This window comes from Pseudomonas monteilii NBRC 103158 = DSM 14164 (genome assembly GCF_000730605.1).
GTDB lineage: Bacteria > Pseudomonadota > Gammaproteobacteria > Pseudomonadales > Pseudomonadaceae > Aquipseudomonas > Aquipseudomonas monteilii.
Map to the genome: position 1 here is coordinate 23,981 of NZ_BBIS01000024.1, position 24,943 is coordinate 48,923.

General features: G+C 60.5%; 22 protein-coding genes. 9 read left to right on the top strand and 13 right to left on the bottom strand.

Translation table 11 applies throughout. The annotated features are described in order from the left end of the window. Positions 1–15 precede the first annotated feature (15 nt). The 4 genes from PM2_RS13775 to PM2_RS13785 all read left to right on the top strand — a co-directional run bounded on the left by PM2_RS13775 (position 16) and on the right by PM2_RS13785 (position 5,898). Positions 16–3,132, top strand: coding sequence for an efflux RND transporter permease subunit (locus tag PM2_RS13775; protein ID WP_004883075.1), 3,117 nt, complete (start codon positions 16–18; stop codon positions 3,130–3,132). A gap of 190 nt (positions 3,133–3,322) precedes the next feature. Next, positions 3,323–3,658, top strand: coding sequence for a DMT family transporter (locus PM2_RS13780; RefSeq protein WP_004883073.1), 336 nt, complete (start codon positions 3,323–3,325; stop codon positions 3,656–3,658). Between the two features lie 12 nt (positions 3,659–3,670). After that, positions 3,671–4,288, top strand: a complete 618-nt coding sequence (locus PM2_RS30035; RefSeq protein WP_004883071.1) for a DUF3313 family protein — start codon at positions 3,671–3,673, stop codon at positions 4,286–4,288. Positions 4,289–4,443: 155 nt separating this feature from the next. After that, a complete protein-coding gene (locus PM2_RS13785) occupies positions 4,444–5,898 on the top strand; it encodes a patatin-like phospholipase family protein (RefSeq protein WP_196636953.1) in 1,455 nt (484 codons plus the stop codon). Here PM2_RS13785 and PM2_RS13790 read toward each other — a convergent pair. The 9 genes from PM2_RS13790 to PM2_RS13830 form a co-directional block, all read right to left on the bottom strand. Further along, on the bottom strand, positions 5,891–7,873 hold the full coding sequence (locus PM2_RS13790; protein ID WP_004883068.1) for a relaxase/mobilization nuclease domain-containing protein: 1,983 nt from the start codon (positions 7,871–7,873) through the stop codon (positions 5,891–5,893). The genes PM2_RS13785 and PM2_RS13790 overlap by 8 nt on opposite strands. A 436-nt stretch (positions 7,874–8,309) precedes the next feature. Further along, positions 8,310–8,909 (bottom strand): S26 family signal peptidase, encoded by a 600-nt coding sequence (locus PM2_RS13795; RefSeq protein ID WP_004883067.1) that lies wholly within the window; start codon positions 8,907–8,909, stop codon positions 8,310–8,312. Next, positions 8,906–9,451: a DUF2840 domain-containing protein gene (locus PM2_RS13800; protein ID WP_004883064.1), complete on the bottom strand. Its 546-nt coding sequence runs from the start codon at positions 9,449–9,451 to the stop codon at positions 8,906–8,908. The genes PM2_RS13795 and PM2_RS13800 overlap by 4 nt, the downstream gene beginning before the upstream one ends. Then, positions 9,448–9,723: a hypothetical protein gene (locus PM2_RS13805; RefSeq protein WP_004883063.1), complete on the bottom strand. Its 276-nt coding sequence runs from the start codon at positions 9,721–9,723 to the stop codon at positions 9,448–9,450. The genes PM2_RS13800 and PM2_RS13805 overlap by 4 nt, the downstream gene beginning before the upstream one ends. Further along, complete coding sequence (gene parA / locus PM2_RS13810; RefSeq protein WP_004883061.1) at positions 9,720–10,358, bottom strand: ParA family partition ATPase; 639 nt, start codon at positions 10,356–10,358, stop codon at positions 9,720–9,722. The genes PM2_RS13805 and parA overlap by 4 nt, the downstream gene beginning before the upstream one ends. Before the next feature lie 265 nt (positions 10,359–10,623). Further along, a complete protein-coding gene (locus PM2_RS13815; protein WP_004883059.1) occupies positions 10,624–11,466 on the bottom strand; it encodes a replication initiator protein A in 843 nt (280 codons plus the stop codon). A gap of 26 nt (positions 11,467–11,492) precedes the next feature. After that, on the bottom strand, positions 11,493–11,762 hold the full coding sequence (locus tag PM2_RS13820) for a helix-turn-helix transcriptional regulator (RefSeq protein ID WP_425313408.1): 270 nt from the start codon (positions 11,760–11,762) through the stop codon (positions 11,493–11,495). A gap of 127 nt (positions 11,763–11,889) precedes the next feature. Next, positions 11,890–12,657 (bottom strand): DUF2285 domain-containing protein, encoded by a 768-nt coding sequence (locus PM2_RS13825; protein WP_028699138.1) that lies wholly within the window; start codon positions 12,655–12,657, stop codon positions 11,890–11,892. A gap of 343 nt (positions 12,658–13,000) precedes the next feature. Continuing rightward, positions 13,001–13,351, bottom strand: coding sequence for a DUF2958 domain-containing protein (locus PM2_RS13830; protein ID WP_028699139.1), 351 nt, complete (start codon positions 13,349–13,351; stop codon positions 13,001–13,003). Between the two features lie 319 nt (positions 13,352–13,670). Between PM2_RS13830 and PM2_RS13835 the strand changes: the two genes are divergently transcribed. Beyond that, positions 13,671–13,964 (top strand): helix-turn-helix domain-containing protein, encoded by a 294-nt coding sequence (locus PM2_RS13835; protein WP_064717570.1) that lies wholly within the window; start codon positions 13,671–13,673, stop codon positions 13,962–13,964. Here PM2_RS13835 and PM2_RS13840 read toward each other — a convergent pair. From PM2_RS13840 to PM2_RS13855, 4 genes are all read right to left on the bottom strand, one after another. Further along, complete coding sequence (locus tag PM2_RS13840; RefSeq protein ID WP_103790875.1) at positions 13,961–14,179, bottom strand: hypothetical protein; 219 nt, start codon at positions 14,177–14,179, stop codon at positions 13,961–13,963. The genes PM2_RS13835 and PM2_RS13840 overlap by 4 nt on opposite strands. Positions 14,180–14,266: 87 nt before the next feature. Continuing rightward, entirely contained in the window at positions 14,267–14,581 is a 315-nt protein-coding gene (locus PM2_RS13845; RefSeq protein WP_004883051.1) for a DUF736 domain-containing protein, read from the bottom strand. A gap of 810 nt (positions 14,582–15,391) precedes the next feature. Further along, positions 15,392–17,458: a ParB/RepB/Spo0J family partition protein gene (locus PM2_RS13850; RefSeq protein WP_004883050.1), complete on the bottom strand. Its 2,067-nt coding sequence runs from the start codon at positions 17,456–17,458 to the stop codon at positions 15,392–15,394. An 80-nt stretch (positions 17,459–17,538) separates the two neighbouring features. Continuing rightward, entirely contained in the window at positions 17,539–18,369 is an 831-nt protein-coding gene (locus PM2_RS13855; protein WP_004883049.1) for a DUF932 domain-containing protein, read from the bottom strand. Positions 18,370–19,009: 640 nt separating this feature from the next. On the opposite strand from PM2_RS13855, the gene PM2_RS30055 reads away from it, so the two are divergent. The 4 genes from PM2_RS30055 (at position 19,010) to PM2_RS13875 (ending at position 24,757) form a co-directional block, all read left to right on the top strand. Further along, positions 19,010–19,240 carry a type II toxin-antitoxin system RelB/DinJ family antitoxin gene (locus tag PM2_RS30055; RefSeq protein WP_050554911.1) on the top strand — a complete coding sequence of 77 codons (231 nt, stop codon included), beginning with the start codon at positions 19,010–19,012 and terminating at the stop codon, positions 19,238–19,240. Positions 19,241–19,301: 61 nt separating this feature from the next. Further along, complete coding sequence (locus PM2_RS13865) at positions 19,302–20,711, top strand: Shedu immune nuclease family protein (protein ID WP_004883043.1); 1,410 nt, start codon at positions 19,302–19,304, stop codon at positions 20,709–20,711. Positions 20,712–20,816: 105 nt separating this feature from the next. Next, positions 20,817–22,955, top strand: coding sequence for an AAA family ATPase (locus PM2_RS13870; protein ID WP_004883041.1), 2,139 nt, complete (start codon positions 20,817–20,819; stop codon positions 22,953–22,955). 2 nt (positions 22,956–22,957) lie between these two features. Continuing rightward, entirely contained in the window at positions 22,958–24,757 is a 1,800-nt protein-coding gene (locus PM2_RS13875; RefSeq protein WP_004883039.1) for a UvrD-helicase domain-containing protein, read from the top strand. The last annotated feature ends 186 nt before the right edge of the window (positions 24,758–24,943 follow it).

A 24,943-nucleotide genomic window follows, 5' to 3' on the forward strand; every position in this document is an offset into this window, starting at 1 on the left:
CAGGAAGACTTCGCTATGAAGATCACAGAAATGGCGCTGCGCGCCAGCAGACTCACCTACCTTGCCGCGGTCATCATTCTTGTTGCCGGCATTGCCACGTTTCTCAATTTCCCTTCGCAGGAAGAGCCATCGGTCACGATTCGAGATGCGGTTGTTGCCGTTCTGAACCCTGGCATGCCAGCCGAACGTGTTGAGCAGTTGATCGCGCGTCCGATCGAGGAGCGTTTGCGGGAGCTGGCCGAGGTCAAGCGTGTAACCACAACCGTTCGCGCGGGCGGGGCCGTCATACAGGTCACGATCTGGGAGCGGTACACCGACCTAGCCCCCATATGGCAGCGCGTTCGCGCGAAGGTTGCCGATGCTCAGCCTCTGCTTCCACAGGGTACGTTGGGGCCATTTGTCAACGACGACTTCGGCCGTGTTGCCGTGGCCTCCATTGCGGTGACCGCGCCGGGCTACTCCATGGGCGAAATGCGTGTGTCGTTGAAAGAGATGCGCGATCGCCTATACGCGCTTCCCGGCGTTGATCGCATCAGCTTCTACGGCTTGCAGGAAGAGCGCGTCTATCTCGAATTTGATCGACCAAAACTAGCCCAGCTTGGATTGACCCCACAAGGGGTGATCGATCAACTCGTTAAACAAAACGTCGTGCTTTCAGGCGGGCAAATCGCCATCGGTGGCATCAACGCTTCGCTGGCTGTTAGTGGAGAGGTTCGCGACGCCGCCTCGCTGCGCGCGTTGCCGATCATGATGGCGCAAGCTCAGGGTGCGCGCGGTGCTTCGCCTGCTCCTTCAATCTCACTGGGAGAGCTTGCGCGCGTGCAGGTACAACCTGCAGATCCTCCCGAGTCTGCTGCAGTCTATAAGGGCCAGCCTGCCGTAGTGATGGCAGTGTCCATGACCTCGGGCCAGAACGTGGAGCAATTCGGCGTAGCCCTCAAATCCCGTGTGGCCGAGCTTGAGAAACTTCTGCCCGCAGGTTTCGAGCTCTCCTATGTGACATTCCAGGCAGACGTCGTCAAACGTGAAATGGGCAAGATGAACCAGGTGATGATCGAAACGATTGTCATCGTGCTCGGCGTCGTCGTCCTTTTCCTGGGATGGCGCACAGGATTCATCGTCGGGATGATCGTGCCGCTTACCATTCTGGGGGCACTGATCGTGATGCGCGCGCTGAACATCGAGCTGCAAAGTGTTTCGATGGCAGCCATCATCATCGCTTTGGGGCTCTTGGTAGACAACGGCATCGTGATTGCCGAAGACATTGAACGGCGCTTGGCAGCCGGTGAAGACCGCAAACAGGCTTGTCTCGAAGCGGGTCGTACCCTCGCACTGCCGCTGCTGACGTCCTCATTGGTTATCGTCATCGCCTTCTCCCCGTTCTTCTTCGGCCAGAGTGCGACGAGTGAGTATCTGCGCTCTCTCGTCATTGTCCTCGCGCTCACGTTACTCGGATCTTGGCTGTTGTGTCTGACCGTCACTCCACTGCTGTGCTACCACTTCACCAAAGTGCATCATCAACCGGCGAATGACGCGCAAACCTACAACACACGCTTCTATCGCGGCTATCGCAAGTTGCTTGAGTGGGTGCTTGACCACAAGGCGATCTACGTTGGTGTGATGACGGGTGCATTGGCCGTAGCTCTGTACGGATTCACGACACTGCCATACGACTTCTTGCCGAAGTCCGACCGAGTTCAATTCCAAATACCGGTGCAGCTCGCCCCTGGAACGGATTCACGGCTCACTCTTGCCAAAGTGAAGGAAGTGAGCGGCTGGCTCGGTGATCAAGAAATCAACCCCGAAATCACGGATCACATTGGCTACGTCGCTGACGGTGGGCCGCGCTTCATCCTTGGGCTCAATCCCCCATTGCCAGCATCGAACATCGCGTACTTTGTCGTGACGGTCAAGGCAGGCACCAACATTGACGTCGTGATTGCCCGAACTCGGGCTTACTTCGCGCAGCATCATGGAGATGTACGCGCAGAGCCTCAGCGGTTCTCGCTAGGCACTACCGAAGCCGGCACAGCCGTCTACCGGGTCAGTGGGCCGGATCATGAGGTGCTGATGAATGCGGCGGCGAAAATTGAGTCCGCGCTACGGGAGCTGCCAGGTACGGCCAACATCAAGAACAACTGGGATACCCGTGTCGGCCGTCTCGATGTTCGGGTCGATCAAGATCGTGCGCGACGTGCTGGCGTCACCACCGACGACATAGCTGCCTGGCTTGGCACCCGCTACATCGGCCAGTCGATCTCTGTGATCCGAGATGGCGATACCAGCGTGCCAATCGTGATGCGCGGGACGTCCAATGATCGGCGCAGCACTGCGGACGTTGGTTCGACGACCATCTATCCAGCGTCGGGTGGCCAGCCGGTTTCCCTGGCGCAAGTGGCCGATGTCACGCTCGCTAGCGAGCCGTCTGTGATCCAGCGCCGCAATCTCATTCGTACAGTCACAGTTCAGGGGCAGAACACCGCATACACCGCGCAAGAGATCGTGGATCACCTCGCACCTCGGATCGCCGCAATTGAACTACCTGCAGGCTATGCCATAGAGCTTGGTGGAGAAATTGAGGAATCGGCTGAATCGAATGCATCGCTCACGCACTACATGCCGTTCGCTCTTCTGGCGATGTTGCTGCTATTCATCTGGCAGTTCAACTCCTTCCGCAAGCTGATCGTGATTCTCGCAACGATTCCCTTCACGTTGATTGGGGTCGTGATTGCACTGAAGGCAACAGGCACTCCTTTCAGCTTCATGGCGACATTCGGGGTGCTTGCGCTGTTCGGAATCATCGTCAACAACGCCGTTCTTCTGCTCGAACAAATTGAACACGGCCTCTCGGAAGGTCTCGCCCGACATGAAGCCCTGGTGGGAGCTGCGATGCAGCGGCTGCGTCCAATCGTGATGACCAAGGTGACCTGTATCGCGGGTCTCGTGCCCCTGATGTTGTTTGCGGGGCCGCTGTGGAAGGGCATGGCCATCGGCATGATCGGTGGTCTCGCACTTGGCACGCTCGTGACGCTTGGCCTGATTCCGTTGCTCTACGAGGTGCTGTTCGGAATGAAGTGGCCGGGCAGCAAACGGAGTCACGAGGCGGTACAACAACCAGTGCAACCGGTCTGATCCCTCAGCGTAACTGTCCACACGCTTCCCCCGATCTCTCTCGTGGCCGGAGAGATCGGGGAGACAGATTCTCGCCATCAGAGAGTTTAAGAAGAAATCAGAAGCAGAGCGAATTGACCGCCTACTGCCTATTCTTTGATGCTTTGATGCTTTGATAATCAATTTTCACTGAATAGATTTGGAGAAATATATGAACCCGTTGTCATGGAATCCATGGTTGGTTCTACTGATTGCCGGCCTGTTCGAAATCGGTTGGCCACTAGGCCTCAAGATGGGTGCGGCCAATGCAGCGATGCGCTACGTGGGGCCGGCGATTGCAGTTGCCTGTATGGCAGCCAGCGGCTTTTTCCTATGGTTATCTCTTAAACAGATCCCCATAGGAACAGCTTATGCGGTCTGGACCGGCATCGGTTCGCTGGGCGCGTTTTTCGTGGGCGTGTATGTGTTCGGCGATACCGCCTCCTTGATACGTTGGGTTGGAATTGCGCTGGTTGTTGCTGGCATCGTCTGTCTGAAAATGGGATAAATGAAAATATATATGAAACGCCCTATTTCATTAATCCATTTTGTGCTGCTGGCAGGCCTCACGGCAACCTTATCTGGCTGTGCTTCAAACGGAATGACTCGATCAGGGTTTCTTGGTGATTACGATGTATTGGGAAAAACGAAGTACGAAAATGTTCTGCTCTTCAAGGCGCCAGGCTTTGAACCCAGTCGTTACCGGGAAATATTAGTCGAGGATGCTCAGGTAGTGACGGCAACTGGACGCATAGGTGGGCTTGAAGCTGAGCAAGTGCGAGAGCTTCTCGATCACGTCAACAGTGAACTGCGACATCTCCAAACTAAGTCCGAAGCTCCCGCATCGTCAGGCCGCATACGTGTGCGTGTGGCAATTACGACCATTGAGACGCCCAATAGAGCAGTCAACACCCTAACGACGTTGCTTGTTGGACCAGTGACAACTGGGGGAGCTAGTTTGGAGTTTGAGGCAGTAGATGAACAAACAGATCGTCGGGTGGCTGCTGCTAGCTGCTTCGAGCACGGCAACGCTCTCGCGGATTTCAAAGGCTCCTACACACTGCTCGGGCATGCAAAGTCTGCAATCACCACCTGCCTTGAACGGATCAATAGCGCTTGGAGAAGTGCTGGCTCGTGAATAGCTGCTATTCCATAACTTCGCGCGGATCGCGAGGAGCCTCATCAAGGGGATTCGTAGGGTGCCGTTCTTGTAACGTCTGCAGCATTCTGGAGTGGCTCTGCTTCGTCGCAAAATTGCCGGCGTTTCTCGTTCTTGTCTATTCGAAACGCTGCGTGGTGCTGCTTGCAGAGGTAAAGCGCCTGGAGGTGTGTAAATTCACACGATGGAGTTTGGCCGGTGTGCTGGCAACGGTAGTTCTGACAGGGTGTTCCACTTACCGTCCTTGGATCAACCCGACACTTTCCGACGCCGCCTTAATGTCTCTCGCCGAGAACGACCAACGCATCAGGCCGTCGGAGGTCAACCAACCGGTGGTTGTAGCGGTGACACTGTCAGGCGGGGGCGCTCGGGCGGCGGCCTTCGGCCTGGGCGTGCTGCGCGAACTCAAGGCCACACGCTTCGCGCTAGAGGGCCAGGAGACCACTCTGTTGGATCAGGTGTTCCTGGTCAGCGGAGTGTCGGGGGGCAGCATCCTTGCCGCGCACTTCGCGGCCTTCGGCGATGCCACGCTGACTCGTTTCGAGCCGGATTTTCTGCTTGTGCCTTTTGAGGGGCGACTCATACGTGAAGCTCTGTGGCCTGAGCGTCTTTATAGACTAACTTCACCTTGGTTTGGGCGCAGCCAGATCCTGGCTCAACGCTTGGACGAACTTTTTGAAGGCCGCACCTTTGGTGACGTGCGCCGACGACCGGGCGCGCCCGAACTGATGATCACGGCAACCGACCTCACGACCGGTGCCCCTTTCGATTTCACCACCGAGCAATTCCGGCTAATCTGTTCCGACCTCGATGCAACGCCGCTGTCTTTCGCGGTGGCGGCCTCGTCGGCAGTACCGCTGGTGCTGTCGCCCGTAACGGTGCGAAACAACGCCAATACCTGTCCGCCGCCTCTCCGATCTTTGCCTGTCAGAGGGCAAAATTACAGATCACGCATCCTGCAAAGCGGCATAGACAGCTACCTCAATGCGCACGATCGGCCCTATATCCACCTCGTGGACGGTGGTGTCTCCGACAACCTCGGCGTACGTCTGATGCTAGACCGGCTAGTAGCTTCGGGCTCAATGAGCGCCAATTTCTCGGAGGTCAAGCCCGGAAGCTTGCGCCGACTCGTGTTGGTGACGGTGAACTCCGAACGAGGACTGAGCGAGAGAGTGGACAGTAGCGACCGAGTTCCCAGCACGACGCAAGTACTTGAGTCGCTGATCTTCGGTGCCGGCGCTCGCGAGACCCAGGTGACGCTGGCCATGCTTAACGACGACCTGCAACACTGGCGTTCCGAGATTGTCCGCACCCGTGGCCAAGCGGACAGCCCCTTTGCGGCCGACGCAGAAATCTACGTAGTAAGCGTAAGTCTGAACGACGTGCCGGACGACAAGATCCGGCATTCGCTGCTGCGCGTGCCCACAGCCTTCACGATCGAGGCTACGGATGTCTTGGACCTGCAAACTGCGGGAGGCGAAGCACTGAGGCAATCCAAGGAGTTTATGGCATTGATTGAATCTCTAAGAAGAATCACAGCAGCCAAGCAGACTGCGCCTGGTACTCAGCTTCCCTTGATATCTAACTGATACCGATACTGGGCTTTCGTCCAAGTTCCCAAGAGGCACTTCCGCCGATAACCTTTGCGGCAAGCTGTTGTCCCAGTCGCGGCTCAATTACCGGCCGCCACGGCACAAGGCTGAACCCCATGCCGTCATCGAGCATCGCGTAGCGCCCGCTGGCGAGCATAATGGAACGCCGGTAGATACCGGCTACGCGCTGCCCGTCGGCCACCGGGCGATGCTCTAGGCCGGTTTCCGCCGCAATGTCTTTCGCGGCCTGCACTAGTTCCCGATTGCGTAGCGTGCCCAGCAGGTTGCGCGCGAGGATGACGCGCTGCCCGCGGCGCTGTGCCAGCCCCTGTTCTTCGAGGAAATCGGCTCGCTGCTGTATGGCCTGCTTGGTATCACCGCCAAAGCCCAAGTTGCCCAGCCCACGGCCACCGCCGATCAGTTGCTGGTCAAGCCAAGTCGCGCCGATGACGCGGGCCTGCCGTTCAATAGGAAGGTGTGATTTCAGCTCTACGGCTACATCGCCCAGCCGTTGCGCGTCGTATTGGCGGCCACGCTCGGCCAGGTCGTCCGGTACCTTCCATAGCCCTTCGGCCACGCGCTCCACGATGCAAGCCCGGCGCAGGGCTTCCAGCCGCCGGACATGAGCGGCGACGACTTCCTGCGGGTCGCGTCCGGGCGTAGCCCGGCCCTGCTCGATTACCAGGTGATGATCGGTGCGGTACAGGCCATCGCTCGCCAGCGAGGCGATGTTCTTGTCGGCCGTGCGCACCTCAGTCGAACCCTTCACCTCTACCACAGCGCCCGTGGGATAGTTCGCCAGTTCGTCGCGGGCGTTCAGTGCAACGTAGTGGGCCTTACCGTCCGTGCCGTCGATGATCAGATAGCCTCGGTCGTGCAACTCATCGGCAAGCCCCTTCGCGGCCACGCGGCCGATGAGGCTGCGACCATCGTCGCCCGGCTCGAACACCGCCAGCTCACGCGGCTGGCCGCTCATGGCCCGCTGCATCGTTCGGATGATGTCGCCACGCTCACCCAGGGCACGCAAGGTCTTCTCGGCATCGGCATGAATGGCCCAGGTGCCGGGCTGCACCTCGTCGGCTAGGCCCAGGCGCTGCAAGCGTTGCAGGCGGCCGATCAGCAGCAGGCGCTGGCGTTGCAACCTCGGCTCGTTGAGCCGTTCGACATGCACCCGGCCATCCTCGCCGGTCTCGCGCTGCAAGGTGCGATCCAGGCTCGTCCACCGCTCCTGTTCCACCTCGCGCCTCAAGGTCTGCTGAATCTCCAGTTCGGTGCGCGGCCCCAGCCACTCGGTCGCCAGCTCGGCGGCGCGATGGCGGAAGCCGTGGGCGATGTAGTCACCCGCGATGATGAGGTCTTTGCCGGTGTCGTCGCGCCCGCGCACGATCAGGTGGGTGTGCGGGTTGTCGGTGTTCCAGTGATCCACCGCCACCCAATCCAGCCGCGTGCCCAGGTCGGCTTCCATGCGGCTCACCAGATGCCGGGTGTAGGTGCGCAGGTCGTCCAGCTCGGCCCCGTCCTCGGGCGAGACGATGAAGCGGAAATGGTGCCGGTCGTCGGCGCAGCGTTCCTTGAAGGCGTCCAGATCGGCTTCGTCGGCCTGTGGCCCGTAGCCCCGGCCCGGTTCGCCATCGCGACCCGCGCCGTCGCGCTCGATGTAGCGCAGGTGCTTGGCGAGCGATTGCGGGCTGGCCCGCTGGTGATTGACCAGCAAGGTCTTGATGGTCACGCGCCGCGACATGGGCATTAGCTTCGCCCCGGCGAAGCGCGCCGCCGTGTGGCCACGTCCGAGCCGAGAGCCGGGCCGCTGGCCGGTGCCAGCCGCGCCAGGACGGCGTACTGCCGACTTGCCGCTGCTGGCTTTGCCGGCCTGCTTGAGCACCTTGGAAACGAAGCTCTGCCCCTGGCCCTTGCCCCGGTTCTTCGGGGCGCTGGGGCGCACGCGAAAGTCGTCGTCGCGGCTGTCGGTCATGGCTGCGCTCCCCGCAAGCTTGGGCGTGTCCTGTCGTGCGAAGCACGCGGACATGCCAGCATTGGCGCGACCCTCGCGCCAAACGCGGCACGGTGGCGAAGCCGCTCCGTGCCGCGTTCCCCCCATGTGCTGACTGGCTTTCGACGCGGCCAGGTGCCGCGTCCTTTTGTCTTGCCTTCCGCCTTTGCCCTTCGCTGTCGCTCCAGGCAACGGCGGCCCGGCGGCGCTGCTGCGTGAACAGACAGCGCGCCGGCGAAAGCGCCAATGGCCGCAGGCCGGGCGCGTTCGAGGCAAGACGCCTGAACGTTGGACGGCTGCGCCGGATGCTGCGCGACGTGCGGTGCGAATGCACCGGCACGACAGGCGCAGCGACACTGAAGCAGCCAGCAGAACGACATGCCCGATGGCACGTCAGAGCGCAGCGAATCGGCGGCCATCATGGGCGTATCTCCGGCCACACCGGATGCGCAACGCCGATCACGGCGGATGCGCTGACCGGGCCGAAATAGCGGCTGTCGAACGATGCTGGATTCGTCACGCTCAACAGGAGCAGTTCGCCCGGTTCAAGGCGGCGGCAAAGCTGCAAGGACGGCAGCGCCCGGCCCAGCCGGTCGGCGGGCAGTACGGCGGCCGAAGGCACGCCGTCGATGCGTACCTGACCGGCGACGATGCAGACGTGTTGCGGCGCGACCGCGCCCACACGTTTGAGCAGCGGAACGCGCGTCGGCAGGTAGCCGCGCTGCGCAGCGAGCGCGGCAGCCGTGGCCGGAAGCGGCACCAGCACGATGCTGTCCACGGACAACGGACGTGGCAGCGAGGCGGTGCGCGGGTCGAACGGGTCAATGCGATACCAGCCGACCGCCACGCTGTCGGACGGGTTGTAGGTCAGACGCGGCAGCGGCGACACGAAAGCCGCCCAGGCCAGCGCAGCGAAGCCGATGGCGGCCAGTGTCGCCAGCACGATGCGAGCGCGCAGGCGTGAGCGAGGACGCGGCGCCACGTCGGGCGCGTTGGGTGTGGTGGTCGGGGCGGTCATGGCAGCACCTTCCCGGCCAGCCAGGCGGTATGCCGCTCGGTGGTGTATTCGGGCAGCGCAAGGCGAGCCGCAAGACGGTTGCCCAGCGTGCGCCAGTACGCCGGCGACACGTCGATGGCAGCGATGCCCAGCGCCTCGATGCCGTCGATGCGCTCCAGCACGGCGCGCACGTTGGCATCGCCTTCGGTGTGTAGGAGCAAGCGCGCGCCCGGCTGAACACCGGGGATGCGCTGCGCCGCGTCCAGCGGTGTGCAAGCCTGCATCACCATGAGTTGCCAGCGGATCGTGCCGTAGTCGTTGGCCTGCCAGCGGATGCGGCAGAGCATCGCGCCCGGCAGGAACACCGCGCAGCGCCGCCAGCGGTCGAGCTGAAGCGTGCGCGCCGGTTCGCCGAAGCGCAGGTAGAGCTTGAAGCGATGTTCGAGGTAGGCCAGCGAAACGCGCGTCAGCGGCACATTGCCGGCCTGTCCGGCGAGTGCCGAAAGCGCAGGCAGCGGCGCAGCCGGTGCCGCGTTCGCGGCAGGCCAAGCGAATGCGTTCATGGTGTGTTCTCCGGCGGAAACTCCCGCTCCAGCAGGCCGCGCAGCAGGTCGGCCACGGTCACGCCTTGCGTGAAGGCCGACACCTTGATGCGCGCCCGCATGGCGGGCGTGATGTCGAGCGTGAGGCGGGCCGTGTAGAGGTCGCCTTTGCCCAGCGCGTCGGCATCGCCCTGACGAATCCACGCCTCGGCGTGCGGATTCGCGGGCGGACGTGCGCCGATGCCGACGCGCTTGCCCGTGCGTTTGCTGTTGGGTGGCTGCTGCGCTGTCATGTCGGCCACCGCAGCAGTTCGTCCACCAGGGCGGTGATTTCGCGGGCGGCGGCACTGTCGGGCGCTGTCTCGCGTGCGAGCCGGCCAGCGGCCACGCTGTCGGCGAAGACGATGCGCTGATGCACCTCCGAGCGCAGCGCGGGCAGCGGCTGTTCGGCGAGCGATTGCCGCGCCTCGCGCCCGATGATGGTGGTGCTGACGCGCCGGTTGATGACGAAGGCCGCGCGGAGCAGCGGCCGGAACACCTGCGCCTCGCGGATCAGCGAAACCATTTCCGAGCTGGCCCAGAGGTCGTAGGGGCTGGGCTGCACCGGGATCAGCACGCGCTCGGCCGCCAGCAGCGCGGAGCGCGCCAAGGCGGCGATGCGCGGCGGCCCGTCGATGATGACGTGATCGGCCCGCCTGGCGAGTTCTGGCGCTTCCTGATGCAGCGTTTCGCGTGCGAGGCCCACGGCGCTGAACAGCCGTGGCAAGCCTTGCTGGCTTCTGCGCTGCGTCCAGTCCAGGGATGAACCCTGCGGGTCGGCATCGAGCAGGACGACATGCTGGCCGCGCATCGCCAGTTCGCCCGCGATGTGCGTGGCGAGCGTGGTCTTGCCGACACCGCCTTTCTGGTTGAGCAGAGCGAGGATCATGGCGCGGCCCTCCCTGCTGGAAAGCCGGGCTTTACCTGCCGTGCAAAACGCTGTTCGCCGTGCCGTTTCTCGGTTGTCCACCGAAACGGCGCGCTTCTACTAAAAGTTATGTATTTCTTGTTAGGGAAGTTAGAGGGGCCGCAAACCCGCGCCGTTATTGGCTTTCCGGCGTTTTCGTACTCCTGATAGCACGATAGGCGTACTCCCGATAGCACGATACCCGGTACTCCTGATAGCACGAGGCCGTCCACACCTTTTCCACGAGTTATCCCCGTGCCGTGTGCAGCACGGGCCGGAAGGTCAGCAGTTCTTGTCCGTCGTCCGGCATTCGCTCGATGCCCAGGACGTAGCCGGGCAGCGACTGCCGCGCCACCAGGACGCGCAGGTCGTAAGCGAAGTCGGAGAAGCGCGCAGCGCTGCCCGACTTGCGGTGCAGGTGCCGGAAGTCGAATTGCCAGCCGCCCGGCTGCTTGCCGCCGTGCTTGCGCACCAGGCGGTACAGCCAGCGCTCGATCCCGCCCTTCAAGCGGAAATAGGCTGGGTCGATGGTCAGCACCAAGGCGGCATCGAGCACGCCCGCATAGAACCAGTCCGGCAGGATCAGTTCGATGCCCAGCGGCACGCCGCTGGCATCGGCCAGTTCCTTCCACTCGTTGATCCACGAGAAGCGATGCAATCGCCTTCCCGTGGTTTCGCGGATGGACGTGGCCACCGTGGTCGATTGCAGCCGGTCGAGCGCGGCTTTCAGGCGCAGGTAGTCGTTGAGAGACGTGCCGCGCCCGATGAAGCGCAGGATCTCGTAGGGAGTGGCGCGTATCCAGCGCGACGGGCGCAAGCCCGCGTCGCGCGCCTCCACGATCTGCGAGGCGGCCCAAATCAGCAGGTCGGCATCCCATATCGTTGCGATGCCGTGCTCCTGCGTACCCTCCACGCGGATGGTGATGCCGCCGGCGCGGAAGTCGATCGGCGCGGTACGCCGCGACTTCGCCAGCGAGAAGAACGGAAAGGCCATCAAGTCCTGGCTGTCGCGGGGTGCCATGTCGCCCGGCAGCGCGCGGAACAGGTCGAGCTGTTCGCGCTGCAAGGCTTGCCCTGGCGGGCTGGACATGGCGACGGCCACCCACGCGCCAGCGATCAGCGGCCATCACGGTAATCGCCCGCGTGGCGTTCGGCATATTCCGGGTCGGAAGTCGCCTCGTAGCTGCGCTGGTCGGCCCAGGCATCGAGGTCGGACACCGCGTACATGACGCGGCGGCCGAACTTGCGGAACTTCGGGCCGCCGCCGATCACGCGCTGTTTCTCCAGCGTGCGTGGCGACAGGCGCAGGTACTCGGCGGCTTCGTCGTTGGTCAGGTAGCGTTGGGGCTGCGCAGGCGCAGCGACAGCAGCGGCGGCAGGCCGCAAGGGAGCGGGTCGCATGGGATGTACCTCCATCAAGCCCGGCCACACCACGCGGCCGGTTAGAGGCACTTTCAAGAAAGCGAGGCTGCTTGCTAAGGGACGATCTACGGGGGACGCGAAACGTCCCCCCCTACTGCAACGGCGGCGGAAGCTGTGCCAGGCGGCGATAGCCGCCACGCATCAGCGCATCGCCACGACGTACCAGCCGCCGCACGCGGGCACGTAAGGCGCTGTCCTTGTGCCAGTCGGCGGCGACGGCATCGGCGCCGAACAGCCCTTCGGCCACTTCGCGCAATGACGCGCCCGCCAGGGTCGCGTCGAGCGTCTGCAAGGTGTGCAGTTCCAGCACCGCGGCCGTCGTGGGCCTGGAACGGGCCGCCGCCGCAGGCGTGGCAACCGTGGCCACGGCCAATGCGTCCAGCTCGGACGCGAGCGTGCGATAGCGCGCGCAGGGCGTGGCGCAGGCGCGGGTGGCGTAGAGGTAGGCCATGCCGTCTTCCAGGCCCGGCGCGAGCGCGAGCCGCAGGCAGCAGCCGGGCCAATGCGACACCAGCACCAGGCGCTTGCCGTCGTGGATCAGTTGCTTGCGGCCAGGGACGCGCCAGAACTCGAAGGCATGGGCTTCGGGTGGCGGGTCATCGTCCGGGTAAACCTGCACGACGGCATCGTGATCGGGAAACCAGGCCGGATGCGCGTCGCGCGCATCCAGGGCTGGGTCTTCCAGCAGGCGCAGGCCCCACGCCTGCGCCGTGTCCGGCCGGCGGCGGCGGCGCAGCCAGTCGCGGCGGTAGTCGGGATTTCGGCGCAGGTATTCCCACGCCAGCGCAGGGCCGTCAAGGTACAGAACGTAGAGATAGGCCGCTGTCGGATACCAGTGTTCGGCGCTGCGATCAGTCATGGCGAAACCTCCCTCTGTTTGGGATGCGTCGCCACGATTTCCGCGATGCGGGAACTATCGAAATGCCATCAGGTCGTCATCAAAATTGGTTAGGCTGTAACTGTCGGTGTCAAGACCATTTGGCTCTGCGTGTTGCGGAAATCGTCTGAATGCGACGGCTACGCCTTCAGGAAAATGACGCGCAGCACCGAACACCGTGCCGCAGCCCGCGCCCAAGATCAGGACTGTTTTCAACAGGATCGCACCACTTCGGTGCAAGAATGCGGATTCAGACCTGCACGGTCTTGATCAAGATTGAAATAGTCACGATGCGCCCCGGCTGGCTAGGCCGCGCTGGTTTTCATCAGTCCGTGATCGCGCCGTTCTCCTGCGCCAGCCGGACGTACTCCGATAACGGGCGCACCGCCTGGAAATACCGATCCCGCCGCACCGGCAGCTTGCGCGGCCCGACGATGCCCGCCAGGTCGGACAGCTTGACCATCCCGAGCTCAGGCATACCGATACCGAGGTCGATCAGGCCGTAGGCCGTGTCGCCATCCGCCGGGTCGAGCGACACCAGCAGCCAGGTCACATGCGCGTCCGGGGTGAACAAGCGCACCACGGGCAGCGGGTCGAGCCGCTGACCAGCGGCGAGCGCCGCGCCGTGGGCCAGCAGCCGGGCGCGTTCATCAGCGGTGACAAGCGGCAGGGTCATGGGCAGCTTCTCCACGAAACCGACGATGCGCGAATGCGCTTTGGTGCCGAAGCGCAGAACTGCCGAAACGCATCCGTGCATTCGTGTGGAAGCACCGATGTGCAAGCCATCGCATCCGTAGAAGAACAGAAGCGCCGAAGCGGAATTGTCGGAAGCCGGAAAGACACGGATGCGATTCCCCGGTTCTGTCGGAATCCGCATCTGCGGATTTCCGTAAAAGCACGAAAGCGGGCCTTTCAGCCATGAATGAACACTATAGATTGTAGCCCTATAGGGCGCAATGGGCTGTCATCTTGGTTTTTATGGGGAAACCAAGTTAGTGACAGCGAAACACTCATTGGCAACGGCAATACGGACAGTCAGGAAGGCGCGAGGCTTGAGCCAGGAAGCGTTCTCCGACGTGTCCAGCCGCACCTATATGAGTACGCTGGAGCGCGACTTGAAAAGTCCGACCCTGCACAAGCTGACCGAGCTGTGCGAGGTCATGGAAGTGCATCCGCTGACGCTGTTGACGCTGGCCTACGCCGGCGACGACACGCACAAGGCCGACGAACTGCTGGCGCGGGTGCGCCAGGAGTTCGAGGCCGTGCTGAAAGAGCGCGACGCGCCCTAGCGCGTCTGAATGCCCGCAAGCGGAGCGCGCAGCGCCGCCAGGCGCGAAGGCGTGAGGGATTGAAGCCGAATGGACATGACGCCATTGGCGGCATGGGGCGCAGCCCGAAAGCCCGGCGGCGCAATGCGCCGACACGCCATGCTGTTCCTACTGCCACGGGCTTCGAGCCATTCGACCATCACCAATGCAATGCTGGCCTTGGACATGCGGGACATGGGGCAACTGCCGAAACCCTGTGCGTGCGATGCTGCGATCAGCAGCACCGCGCCCCGCCGCAATGGGCGGGGCGCGGTGGGCGGCCGTCAGGCCGCCTTGGGCTTGCTGCGCGACCAGATGAGGTCGTGCGTGTCATTCTCGCCTTCGATCAGGCGGGCATAGACCGTCGCCGGGAATGAAGGATCGTCGATGGCCACCGACAGGTAATCCCGCCCGGCCTCGCTGGTTTTCTTCCACGCCGCGCCGAAGTCGTGGCCGGCCGCTTGCAGGCGGAAGTCCGGGGCGCTTTCGTTCTCGCCCTTGTCGTTGGGAACCAGCTTGACCTTGAAGTTGAGGGTCAGGGTGCGGAGCTGGCCGGTGAAGCCGTCTTTCTCTGCGGTGAAGGTGCCGATGTTAGCCATGATGATTTCTCCTTTCGGGTTGAACAAGGTCGCGCCAGTGCGTCCTTGTTGTGATCCGTCCGGCGGGGGATGGGCTGGCCGCACCGCGCAGCGGTCGCAACACCGTGGAGAACCTGGAAGCGAAAAGAATTTGTCCCGCGAGGAATGCGCGCAGCGCAGGGGGAATTGTTTTCGCTGGAAGGTTGCGGCCATGAAGCCCAGCCACCGCCAGGATTCACAACAACACAAGGACGTACTGGCCGCCCGCTCCCGAATGGAGGCATGGCCGACTCGGCATCCCCGCGCGACGGCTTCACCGGCCTGCGCCCTGACACGGGCAAGGACAATGCCCAGCGACAAGGTGAAAGCGTTCCTACCGCTGCTTGCGGCCCTTTGCGTGAGGCGTGGCGTGGAAGCTCCATTGCAAGGCCGGGCGGCGTGTCGGTGAACCGTCCTTCGTGACGTACAGGCGACGAACCGCCAGCGTCGAGGACGGCACGCTTTCGTGCAACCTGCGGCAGCAAGCCGGGGCGTAGCCCCACACGCCCGTCCATTGCGGTGGGGCGCGTTCGGAATGTCGTCGGCGCTGTGCGCCGACGCACTTATGGGCTTCGAGGGTTTCCCGCGCACAAGGTCACTTGTGCGCCGCCCCTTCGCCGTCCGCCCGAAGGCGGCGAAGGGGCGTTCTGGCTTTGGGCTTGGAAACCGGGCGCGGCCACCGCCGCGCCCGGATTTTTGACCATCGGCACCAGGGCGGAACGGCCTGGGGCCGATGCTGATGGAACAGCGAAGCGCCCCGGCCGAAACCGGGGCGCTCGGTGGTGGTGAAGGTCAGGCGGCGAGTGCGTGGGCCTGCTGCTCGTCGTCGTTGTCGATGGCTTCCGGCTCGTCGTTCGTCACCGCCTGCGGCGCATCCTGCGCCGTGGTGTCGTCGGTGCCTTCGGCCTTGAAGATGGCAGGCATCCAGCCGGTGCCATCGGCCAGCCGCTCGGCTTCGCTGGCAATGTCGGCCTTCTTCAACTTCGCCAGCCGGGTGACGTGCGCCGGGGCGTACTGCTCCACGGCTTCCAGAATCGCGGCCTTCGGCACATGCCGGAAATAACCCTCATTGGTGGGCTTCCACCATGCGGCCATGTCCAAGCCGACAGCCTGCGCCAGTTCCGCGCCCGGTTGCTGCGGCGTGGCGCGGGGTGTCACCACGTCCACCGTGACGGCCACGGATATCGCCAGCAGCCGCACCAGTTCATCTTGCGACTTCGCTAGCAGCACGGCGAACAGTTCGGCGCTGTCCTCCGGCAAGCCTTCGCCTGCTACCTGCTGCAACTCGCGCAGCGCCACGGCGGCGGGCGAATCCGGTATATCCGGGGCGATGCCTTCCAGCCGGTCTTGCGCTTTCAGGCTCACGCCCAGCGGCAAGTCGTGGCCGTAGTGGCTGCCCTGCAAGACGGTCTGCACCATGCCATGCACCAGCGCGGCCAGCGCCACTTGCGGATGCCGGGCGACTTCGATTTGCAGCGCGGCGGTGCGGTGGGCGCTCAACCGCTGCGCCAGCTTGTCGGACATGGCGGCGGTCTTGGGCTGCTCGTCGTCCTCGCCTTCGTCGTCGTTCCCGGCTTCGCTTTCGCTGCCGAAACCTTGGCGCAGGCGTTCCAGTGTGCGCAGCGCCTTGGCCTCGGCCTCGCGCATCAACCCGCGATGAATCACTGCCTGCCCGTTGCGGTCGATGGTGACGATGGCACCGGCTGCGGCCTTCACGGTCGTGCCGTAGTCCTGCAAGCCATCTTCCAGCGCCTGCAACTGCTCGCCCACGGCTTCGCCTTCTTCCTGCAAGGCATCGGCCTTTTCCTCGTCCTCGGTATCAAGCGCGTCATCCACGGCGGCGGCCAGTTCGTGCATCTTGGTTTGCAGCTTCTCGATGCGCTGCGCTTCGCGCTTGTTCGGTTCGCGGCGCTCCCTCGGCGCACGCTGGAAGGCGTGCAGGTCGGCATGGGTCACGGCGGGGGTGGCATCCACCCACGCCCAGCCTTCGTCCTTCACCTCGGCGGCGATACCTGCCAGCTTGTCTTGCGCCAGCCGTTCCAGCAGCGCGGCATCGGTCAGATACACGCCCGCGTCACCTTCCGCGAACAGGTCACGGCGCACACCACCGCCTGCGGCTCCGTAGGTATCCAGCCCCACGAAACGCACCAGCGGATGCCGGTATGCGTCAATCTCGCGCTCGGTGAGGCGGTCGCGCAATTGGGAAGGGTTGCGCTGCCACGTCGGCGCGTCGTAGAACGCGGTTTCCTGCGCGGCGTGGTCGTCGGTGATGGCAAGGGCCATCAACTGATCGAGCGTCACGGCTTCGGCGCGGTAGTCGGCCAGCAGCCGGGGCGAGACGTTCGCCAGCTTCAAGCGGCGCTGCACCACCAGCGGCGTGACGCTGAAATCGGCGGCTATGTCCTCGATGGGTCGGCCTTCGGCCACCAGCGCGGCGAATGCCTCGAACTGGTCGGCGGGGTGCATGGCTTCGCGCTGCACGTTCTCGGTGAGGCTGGCCGTGCGGGCGGTGCCATCGGCCACCAACAGGCAAGGCACTTCCCATTCCTTGCTGATGCGGCGCTTCTTCGCCAGCAGCTTCAACGCGGCCAGCCTGCGGCCACCGGCCACGACTTCGTAATGCTCGCCATCGGCGGCGGCAATGACGATGAGGTTTTGCAGCAGGCCGACACGCTGAATGCTCGCGGCGAGTTCGGGAATGGACATGCGCGGGGTCTTGCGCACGTTGCGGCCAGCAGGACGCGACACCAGCCGCGACAGCGGAACCAAAATCAGGTTCTTGGTCGGGTCGGCGGCTTCCAGCGGGATAGCGGCGGCGGTGTTGAGGGCGCGGGCTTCGGTTTGGGTAATGGCGTTCATGGTGATAACTCCTATCGGTTCAGGGATGCAGCAGCGAAGAAAGCGGCAAGGGCTGCTGCCTGCCCCTGCCGCGTGGGGAATCAGGCCTTCAACTGGCGCAGGCCATCGGCCAACATCCAGAGGGCGCGATTGAGGCGCACATCGGAATCAATGCCCTGCACGGGGCGGGTCTGCTGGCGGCGTCCGTTGGCGCTGCGGCCATGCAATCCGCCTTTGGTCAGGTTTTCTTGGGTGCGGTTGAACACGCTCCACAAGTCCGGGCGGCGGTCGTCGAACCGGCGCGGCATCAGGATTTGGCTTTCCGTGATGGGCGCGGGCTTGTTATCGGTGGGGTCGTACTTGAGGGCCAGCGCGGAACGGGCGAACACTTCGGCTTCGCCTTCGTCCAGCGTGATAGCGCGCATCAGGTCGCGGGATTCCTTCACGCGTTCGAAGCCGCTCAACACCTCGAAAGCGCCTTCGATGACAGAACCGGCCACGTCGCCCTTGTGCGGCACGCGCACATCGGCCACGGTATCGCCGCACACAAGGCCATTGCTGCAAACGAACCGGAACATTCCGGCCAGCATCTGATAGCTGCTGGTGCCGTCGTGCGAGTTCAGCAGCACGATTTCATTGGCTTCCGCGCCGTTGATCTGACTGGCATGGCGCAGGCGAATCATGTGTTTGGTGTAGTCGCGGCGGTCGTCGTGCCGCACGCGGGTTTGCGCTGCCATGAAGGGTTCAAACCCTTCCTTGCGCAGTTCCGCCAGCACGGCGGCGGTGGGAATGTAGGCGTACCGTTCGGAGCGGCTATCGTGCGGGGCCTCCGCGAAGATGGACGGGGCTACGCGGCGGATTTGGTCGTCGGACAGCGGGTAGTCACTGCGCAGCGTCGGGGAATGGGAAGCGAATCGAGATGCGAGTTGCATGGTTTTCTCCAATGAGTTGCTGTGGTTTCAAAGCTGACCGGATTCCAAGATTCGGAGCCCGTTGTGGCTTCGGTTGGTTCGGCGCAGAGACCTGGGCCGGTCCTGTTTGCCGCCGTCTTTCCTGAGTTCATCGCCCGCGAAAAACCGGGCCAGCGAGGGACTGGCCGTCAAGGGAGAAGCGCAGGGTTGGTGCGGCCCGCAGCGCAGCGAGGACTCGGCCCTGCGCGCCTTGACGGCCAGGCACCGCGGGCTACGGTCGCGGGAAAAAGCGATGAACTTGGGGAAAGACGAACAGCGGCCAATGGGCCAGGGGGTGCGCTGAAACCAACGCCGCGCGGCGAGCGCCCCTGCGTGCCAGCGGCACGCCTAGCTGGATGGCTGTTGGTCGATCAGGTGCAACCTGTTCGGTGCATGCGAGGGGCGCCAAGCAAGGCGCGGCGGGGATGGGCTGTCCAGCCGATCCCCTGGAGGGCAAGCGCCGCGCGCAGGCCAGGAGCGAAGAGACGGCCGGAGGCATCAGTGATCAAAGCCGCATGGCCGCGACTCGGCACGAGGCGCGGGGCAACGCCCGCGAGCCCGACGGCGGCACGCCGGGATGCTCTACTGTTCACAACAAAATGTAAGTGACGCAATAGTACTTATGAGCCACAATGTAGCTACATCTATTGTGAGCGCAACAATGGCAAGTAACGACGTCGTTCGTGCCCGGATTGACGGGCAGATTAAAGAAGCCGCAACTGTTGTTCTGGCTGAAATGGGGTTATCAATTTCGGATGCGATTCGGATGCTGCTGACCCGAATCGCGGCAGATAAGGCACTCCCCTTTGACATCAATCGTGTGTCGTCCGATTCTGATCGGAAGGCACCATAAGGTTGCGCTGAGGCAAGGCCCGCAAATCGTTTCTCTGAACAGTAGGGATCAAGAATAGTTCATGGCATCTATCAGACCTTCAGCATTCAATCAACGTGAGCGTTTGGACGGCGGCCCCTTCCTTGTCATTGAAGCAGCCGAACCGGAAGAGGAAGGCATTAACGTTTTCTTCACTGATATTCCCGCAGCGGAGCGCAAGCCGGATTCGCCAATAGCGAGACTGCTCAATGTGTGTCCAGACAGATTGACCATTTGGCCTCTTAATATTCGAGAAGATCGCGACGATTACCTGCAACCTAAATACGGCACCCTTGAACGCATCGTCGTCGCTCGGCCTGTTATCGAGCCCTACATACTGCCAGAGACTACTGACGATGTCGTTGGGCTTCTTGAGCAGTTGCCGGATGGGTTTGCCAAAGATTTTCGATTCGGTTTGGGGCTTCTGTGGGAATATCGGCAAATTTGCGAAACAGCCGCCAGCTTAGAAAACGTAAGCATACTCATTGTCCACAAAGGAAATGACGCGAAAATTGATTCGCCATTCTTTATTCTCGGAATAAGAAGATTTCATGAATTAAGAAAAGAATTAAATCGCATAGCCTCTCGCCACCAGAGAGACGCGCGCAAGGACAAGCAATTTCATGTCTACCAGACCTTATTACATGCTGCCGATTCAGCACAATTTCCCGCTCTAAAGAAGAGCGTAAGACCTGATGCACTAACGGAAATGACCGATGGTGGGCGGCAGCATGTGACGCTTTCCAAGCGTGATCGGCGCGCCGCTGTTCGCATGGTTCAAGACAATATAGAAGCACTGGCGGAATCTGAGCCGCGCTCGCTGCTGGCATTAAAGAATGATATTGAGCTCATCACACTGAATCAACTGATTGAGCGATACCAGGAAATGCTTGGAAAAGGACTGACGGAAAGCAAGTGGCAAAGCTTCTTTCTGGAAAATCCTTTCATACTTAGTCTTGCATTTGCCGTTCCAGCCATGCTGGTTCAGGGGCAAGCTTATGCAGGTGGCAAGCGACTTAACGGGTCCGGCGGAAAATTTTCAGATTTTCTATACGCATCCGCTTCCACGGGCAATCTTGGCCTCATTGAGATAAAAAAGCCGCAAACCGAACTGCTAGGAAAATCTCCCTATCGTGGAGATGATGTTTTTGGCCCATCGACAGAATTGGGTGGAGCGATTGCTCAAATTCTAGATCAGCGTTTCAAATTGCAGAGTGAACTACCCGTCATAAAAAATAACATGAACCGATACGACCTCCACAGCTATGCGGTTCGCTGCATAGTTGTCGCTGGCATGACGCCACAAGAGCATCAGCAAAGAAAGTCATTCGAGCTCGTTCGAAATGCGTTCGCAGAGATCGTGATCGTGACTTTCGATGAACTACTTGCAAGGCTAACCGAGATTAAAAATGCGCTCCAACCGATTCCTACCTTAGACACGGTGCCGTTCTAAAACCAACTGACAGTTGGCCATTCCGTAGTTGGGATCAATGGCTGCAGTGTTCAACCAATCCATCGGCCGATCGGCATGTGGATTTCAACAACAAGATTGAATCAAATGCATATATCCAAGCTCAGCCTGGTCAACTACCGGAACTTTCCCAACACGAAGCTGCTGTTCCAGAAGGGTATCAACACTGTCATCGGCGAAAATGGATCTGGCAAAACCAATCTCTTTCGCGCAATCAGATTGCTGCTTGATGACAACATGATTCGCTCTGCCTACCGGCTGGAGCATACCGACTTTCATCGCGGCCTAGGGCGCTGGCAGGGACATTGGATCATCATCAGTCTTGAGTTTGAGGAAATCTCTGCGGATGAATCAGTGCAGGCGCTCTTCCGACATGGGACGGGCGTAATTGAGGAAGAGGCGAACGGCAAGGCCACTTACAACCTGATCTTTCGTCCGAAGAAGGAAATCAGGCTGCGACTTTCTCAATTGAACGATGGTGATCAGGCAGGCCTCGACGCTATCCTGAACCCGGTCACCATCGACGACTATGAAACGATTTTCACAGGTCGGAGTGAAGCCGACTTCAACGACGAGGCCTTCTATAAGGATGTGGTCGGCGACTTCGCGAATGTTCGATTCAATGAAGAGGTTGAATTTCGTGTTATCGGCGCGAAGATTCCGAACGTGCTGTCCGTCTCCAAAGAAATTTCGTTCACTTTCGTCCAGGCGCTACGGGACGTCGTCTCCGAATTTCACAACAACCGGACAAATCCGCTCTTTTCGCTTCTGAAGGGCAAGAGCGGCGATATCGACCCCGTGGCGTTCCAGGCTATCACCGACGGGGTAAAGGCATTGAATGACTCCATCGAAGCGTTGCCAGACGTGCAGGTCGTCCGGACGGATATCAGAGACACCATCAAGGATGCGGCGGGTGAGGCGTATTCGCCGTCTTCTCTTTCTATCAAGTCGGATCTGCCAGACGAAGCTGACAAGTTGTTCCAGTCGCTCAAGCTGTTCGTTGGCGAATCGGGGGAGAGCCACGAAGGACCGATCCACGAGCTGAGCCTTGGTGGAGCAAACCTGATATTCCTCACGTTGAAACTGCTTGAATTCAAGTATCAAAAGGCTAAACAGTCGATCGCCAACTTTCTGCTTATCGAAGAGCCGGAAGCTCACATTCACACACATATCCAGAAAACACTGTTCGACAAGCTCAAATACGACGACACACAGATCATTTATTCGACCCATTCGACGCACATCTCTGAGGTCAGCAATGTTCAGAACGTGAACATCCTCGGCAGAGAAGGTGATCGTTGCGAGGCATACCAGCCTGCAATTGGCCTAAACCCAGAAGAGATCGGCAACATTCAACGCTACCTGGATGCTGTCCGTAGCAACTTGTTGTTTGCCAAGAGCGTCCTCTTAGTGGAGGGCGATGCAGAAGAAATTCTCGTTCCGATCCTGATCAAGAACGTGCTAGGCGTCAGCCTTGATGAACTCGGCATCAGTTTAATTAATATCCGCAGCACTGGATTTCAGAACGTCGCGGTTCTTTTCGATGATGCCCGAATCCGGAAGCGGTGCAGCATCGTCACCGACCTTGACAAGTCCATCATTGACACAACGCCGGCGGCGGGAGACTCCGAAGGGCTGCTCCGGCGCAAGGGCAAGTATCAGGCATCCCAGGAAAAAGGGGTCGCCAGGAAAGCGTTATTGGAAGACACCTTCAAAGATAACGGGTGGGTTTCTCCATTCTTTGCCCCCCATACCTTCGAGGTCGACTTCATTGCCGCCGGCAATGCGCGTAAGGTGGTCGGCATCCTTCCTGATGTCTACAAGGATGCACCAACCATCGCGACGGCCAAGGCGGAGCTCGAATCAGCGGACATCGCGTTGTTCGGTCAGCGCGCATTGACCATGGCGGACAACTACGGCAAGGGATGGTTTGCCATCTTGCTGGGAAAGAAGATCGATCCGCAGACCGCCATTCCGAAGTACATCTTGGACGCCATCGCTTTTGCGCATCCGGTGGTCACTAAGGAAGTCTGGTTTAACGTGCTGAGCTACCGCGTGAACTACATCGATGCAGAAGATATCTTCACTGCGTCTGCCGTATTCGACGACTTTAGGGCCAAGCTGCTGGCCTTCCGAAATGGAGACATCGACTTCGTCGGCATCCGAAACGAGATGCTTGCCACGTTCCCAGATGATCGCATCAACGATGTACTCGCGGTGTTCTGATCATGTTCATGTGGAACAAAGATGATCTGAATCCCGAGCAGGAAGCAGCCATTCTGAAGCCAGGGAGCGTCTTTCTCATCGCTTGCCCGGGCAGCGGGAAAACGCGCACGCTCACCTACAAAATCGCCTATGAGTTGTCCAGGCTGAAATCGAACAAGCAGTTTGTCGTTGCCATCACTTATACGCACCGTGCCGCCGACGAAATCCACGAGCGCATTGAGAGCCTTGGGGTGGATACATCCCGATTATGGATAGGAACGATACATTCGTTCTGTCTTGAATGGATATTGAAACCGTACGGCATCTATCACGAAGCGTTGGATCGAGGCTTCCGTGTGATCGATCAGCATGAGCGCGAGAAAATCCTGGAGGCATTGTGCAAGCCTTACCAGAAGCCAAAAATAACATTCTGGGATTGTGAGTTTTATTACACCGAAACTGGATATGTGCTCTCCTGCCCACAAGATTGGAAGCATTCGGGTCTTCACGTCATATTGGGCAAGTATTTTGAGATTCTGCACGAAAGTCGGCAGCTAGACTTTGAGCTCATTCTTTACTATGCGTACCAACTGATCGCACGTCATCCTGCGATCAGCACTCTTCTGGCACAGTTGTTCTCTTTCGTGCTGATCGACGAGTATCAGGACACCAAACGAATTCAGTATTCGATCATCACCGCCATTCTGAAAGCTGGTCAAGGTGCGACCAAGGCCTTTATTGTCGGAGATCCTAACCAGGCGATTTATCAATCGCTTGGCGGATATCCGATTGCCTTCGAGGATTTCAAGGCGATGGCCAATATCGATTTGGACGAACTCGAACTGTCGCGGAACTACCGTTCTTCTGAGCGCATCATTGAGTACTTCGGAAACTACAACGTTCACAACACACGCATCGAAGCCGCATCCGAGGACAAGGCGTACCCAAGCCTTATTTCATTCGACGACACAGTGAGCAAAAATGATCTGGACGCTGAGCTCATCCGGCTCATCCGTTTCAACATTGAGACTATGGGCATCTCACCTCACGAGGTGTGCATTCTCGCGCCACAGTGGACGCATCTTGCAAGCATGACACGTCGTTTGGTCGCCAGCATGCCGGAGTACTCATTCGATGGCCCCGGTATGGTTCCCTTTGCACGGGACACAGAGAATTTCTGGTACAGGCTTTCTAAGATTGCACTTACTCAGGCATCGCCGGGAATGTATGTGCGCAGACTGCGGTGGGCCGGGGAGATTCTGAATGACCTAGAGGCGGCCGGGGCTAGCGTGTCGAAGCTCACGCGGAGGTCCTTGTTGAGGGAGTGCAATGCAATTAAGATCGATGAAACAGATGGTCTTACCTACTTGAGCGCATTTTTCGAGCGTCTGTTTGCAAACTTAGCAATCGACTTTCGCCTTTTCACGCTGCTTCAAGAGCATCACGTTGCCTTCTTCGATAGTTCGCAAGCCCGGGTAAATCGATTGAAGAGTGAAGGTAGCGAATTTATAGGCGATATTGAGACATTCAGGAAGGTATTTCAGCATAGGACTGGAATCACCATCTCGACGATACACGGCGTCAAGGGAGCCGAGTTCGATGCAGTGATCGCTTATGCATTATTAGAAGATATGGTGCCGCATTTCAATGATCCGAACGGTCAAGAAAGCGCGATGAAATTGCTGTATGTCATTGGTTCGCGGGCAAGGAAGAACCTGCACCTTGTTTCGGAACGAGGTCGAGTTCGCCAGTATTCTGGCGAAGAGTATCAAGTAACTCGCAAGCTTGCCTCATGCAGTTTTGGATACGATCAAATTCCATAGAAATCACGAGTAGCGCAACCGCGCTCTCTATGGGATGCCCTACAGCTTTGTTTAGCGTTTGGCTGAATCATCTGCGCGCGGCTCGCTCTGCATGCCCTGCTGTCGCCAGCTCAACATGCAAGCGGAGCGCGCAGGCCCGGATCACAGTGTCGGGCCGTGGAGGGCTGGCGAATGCCAGTCCCGTCA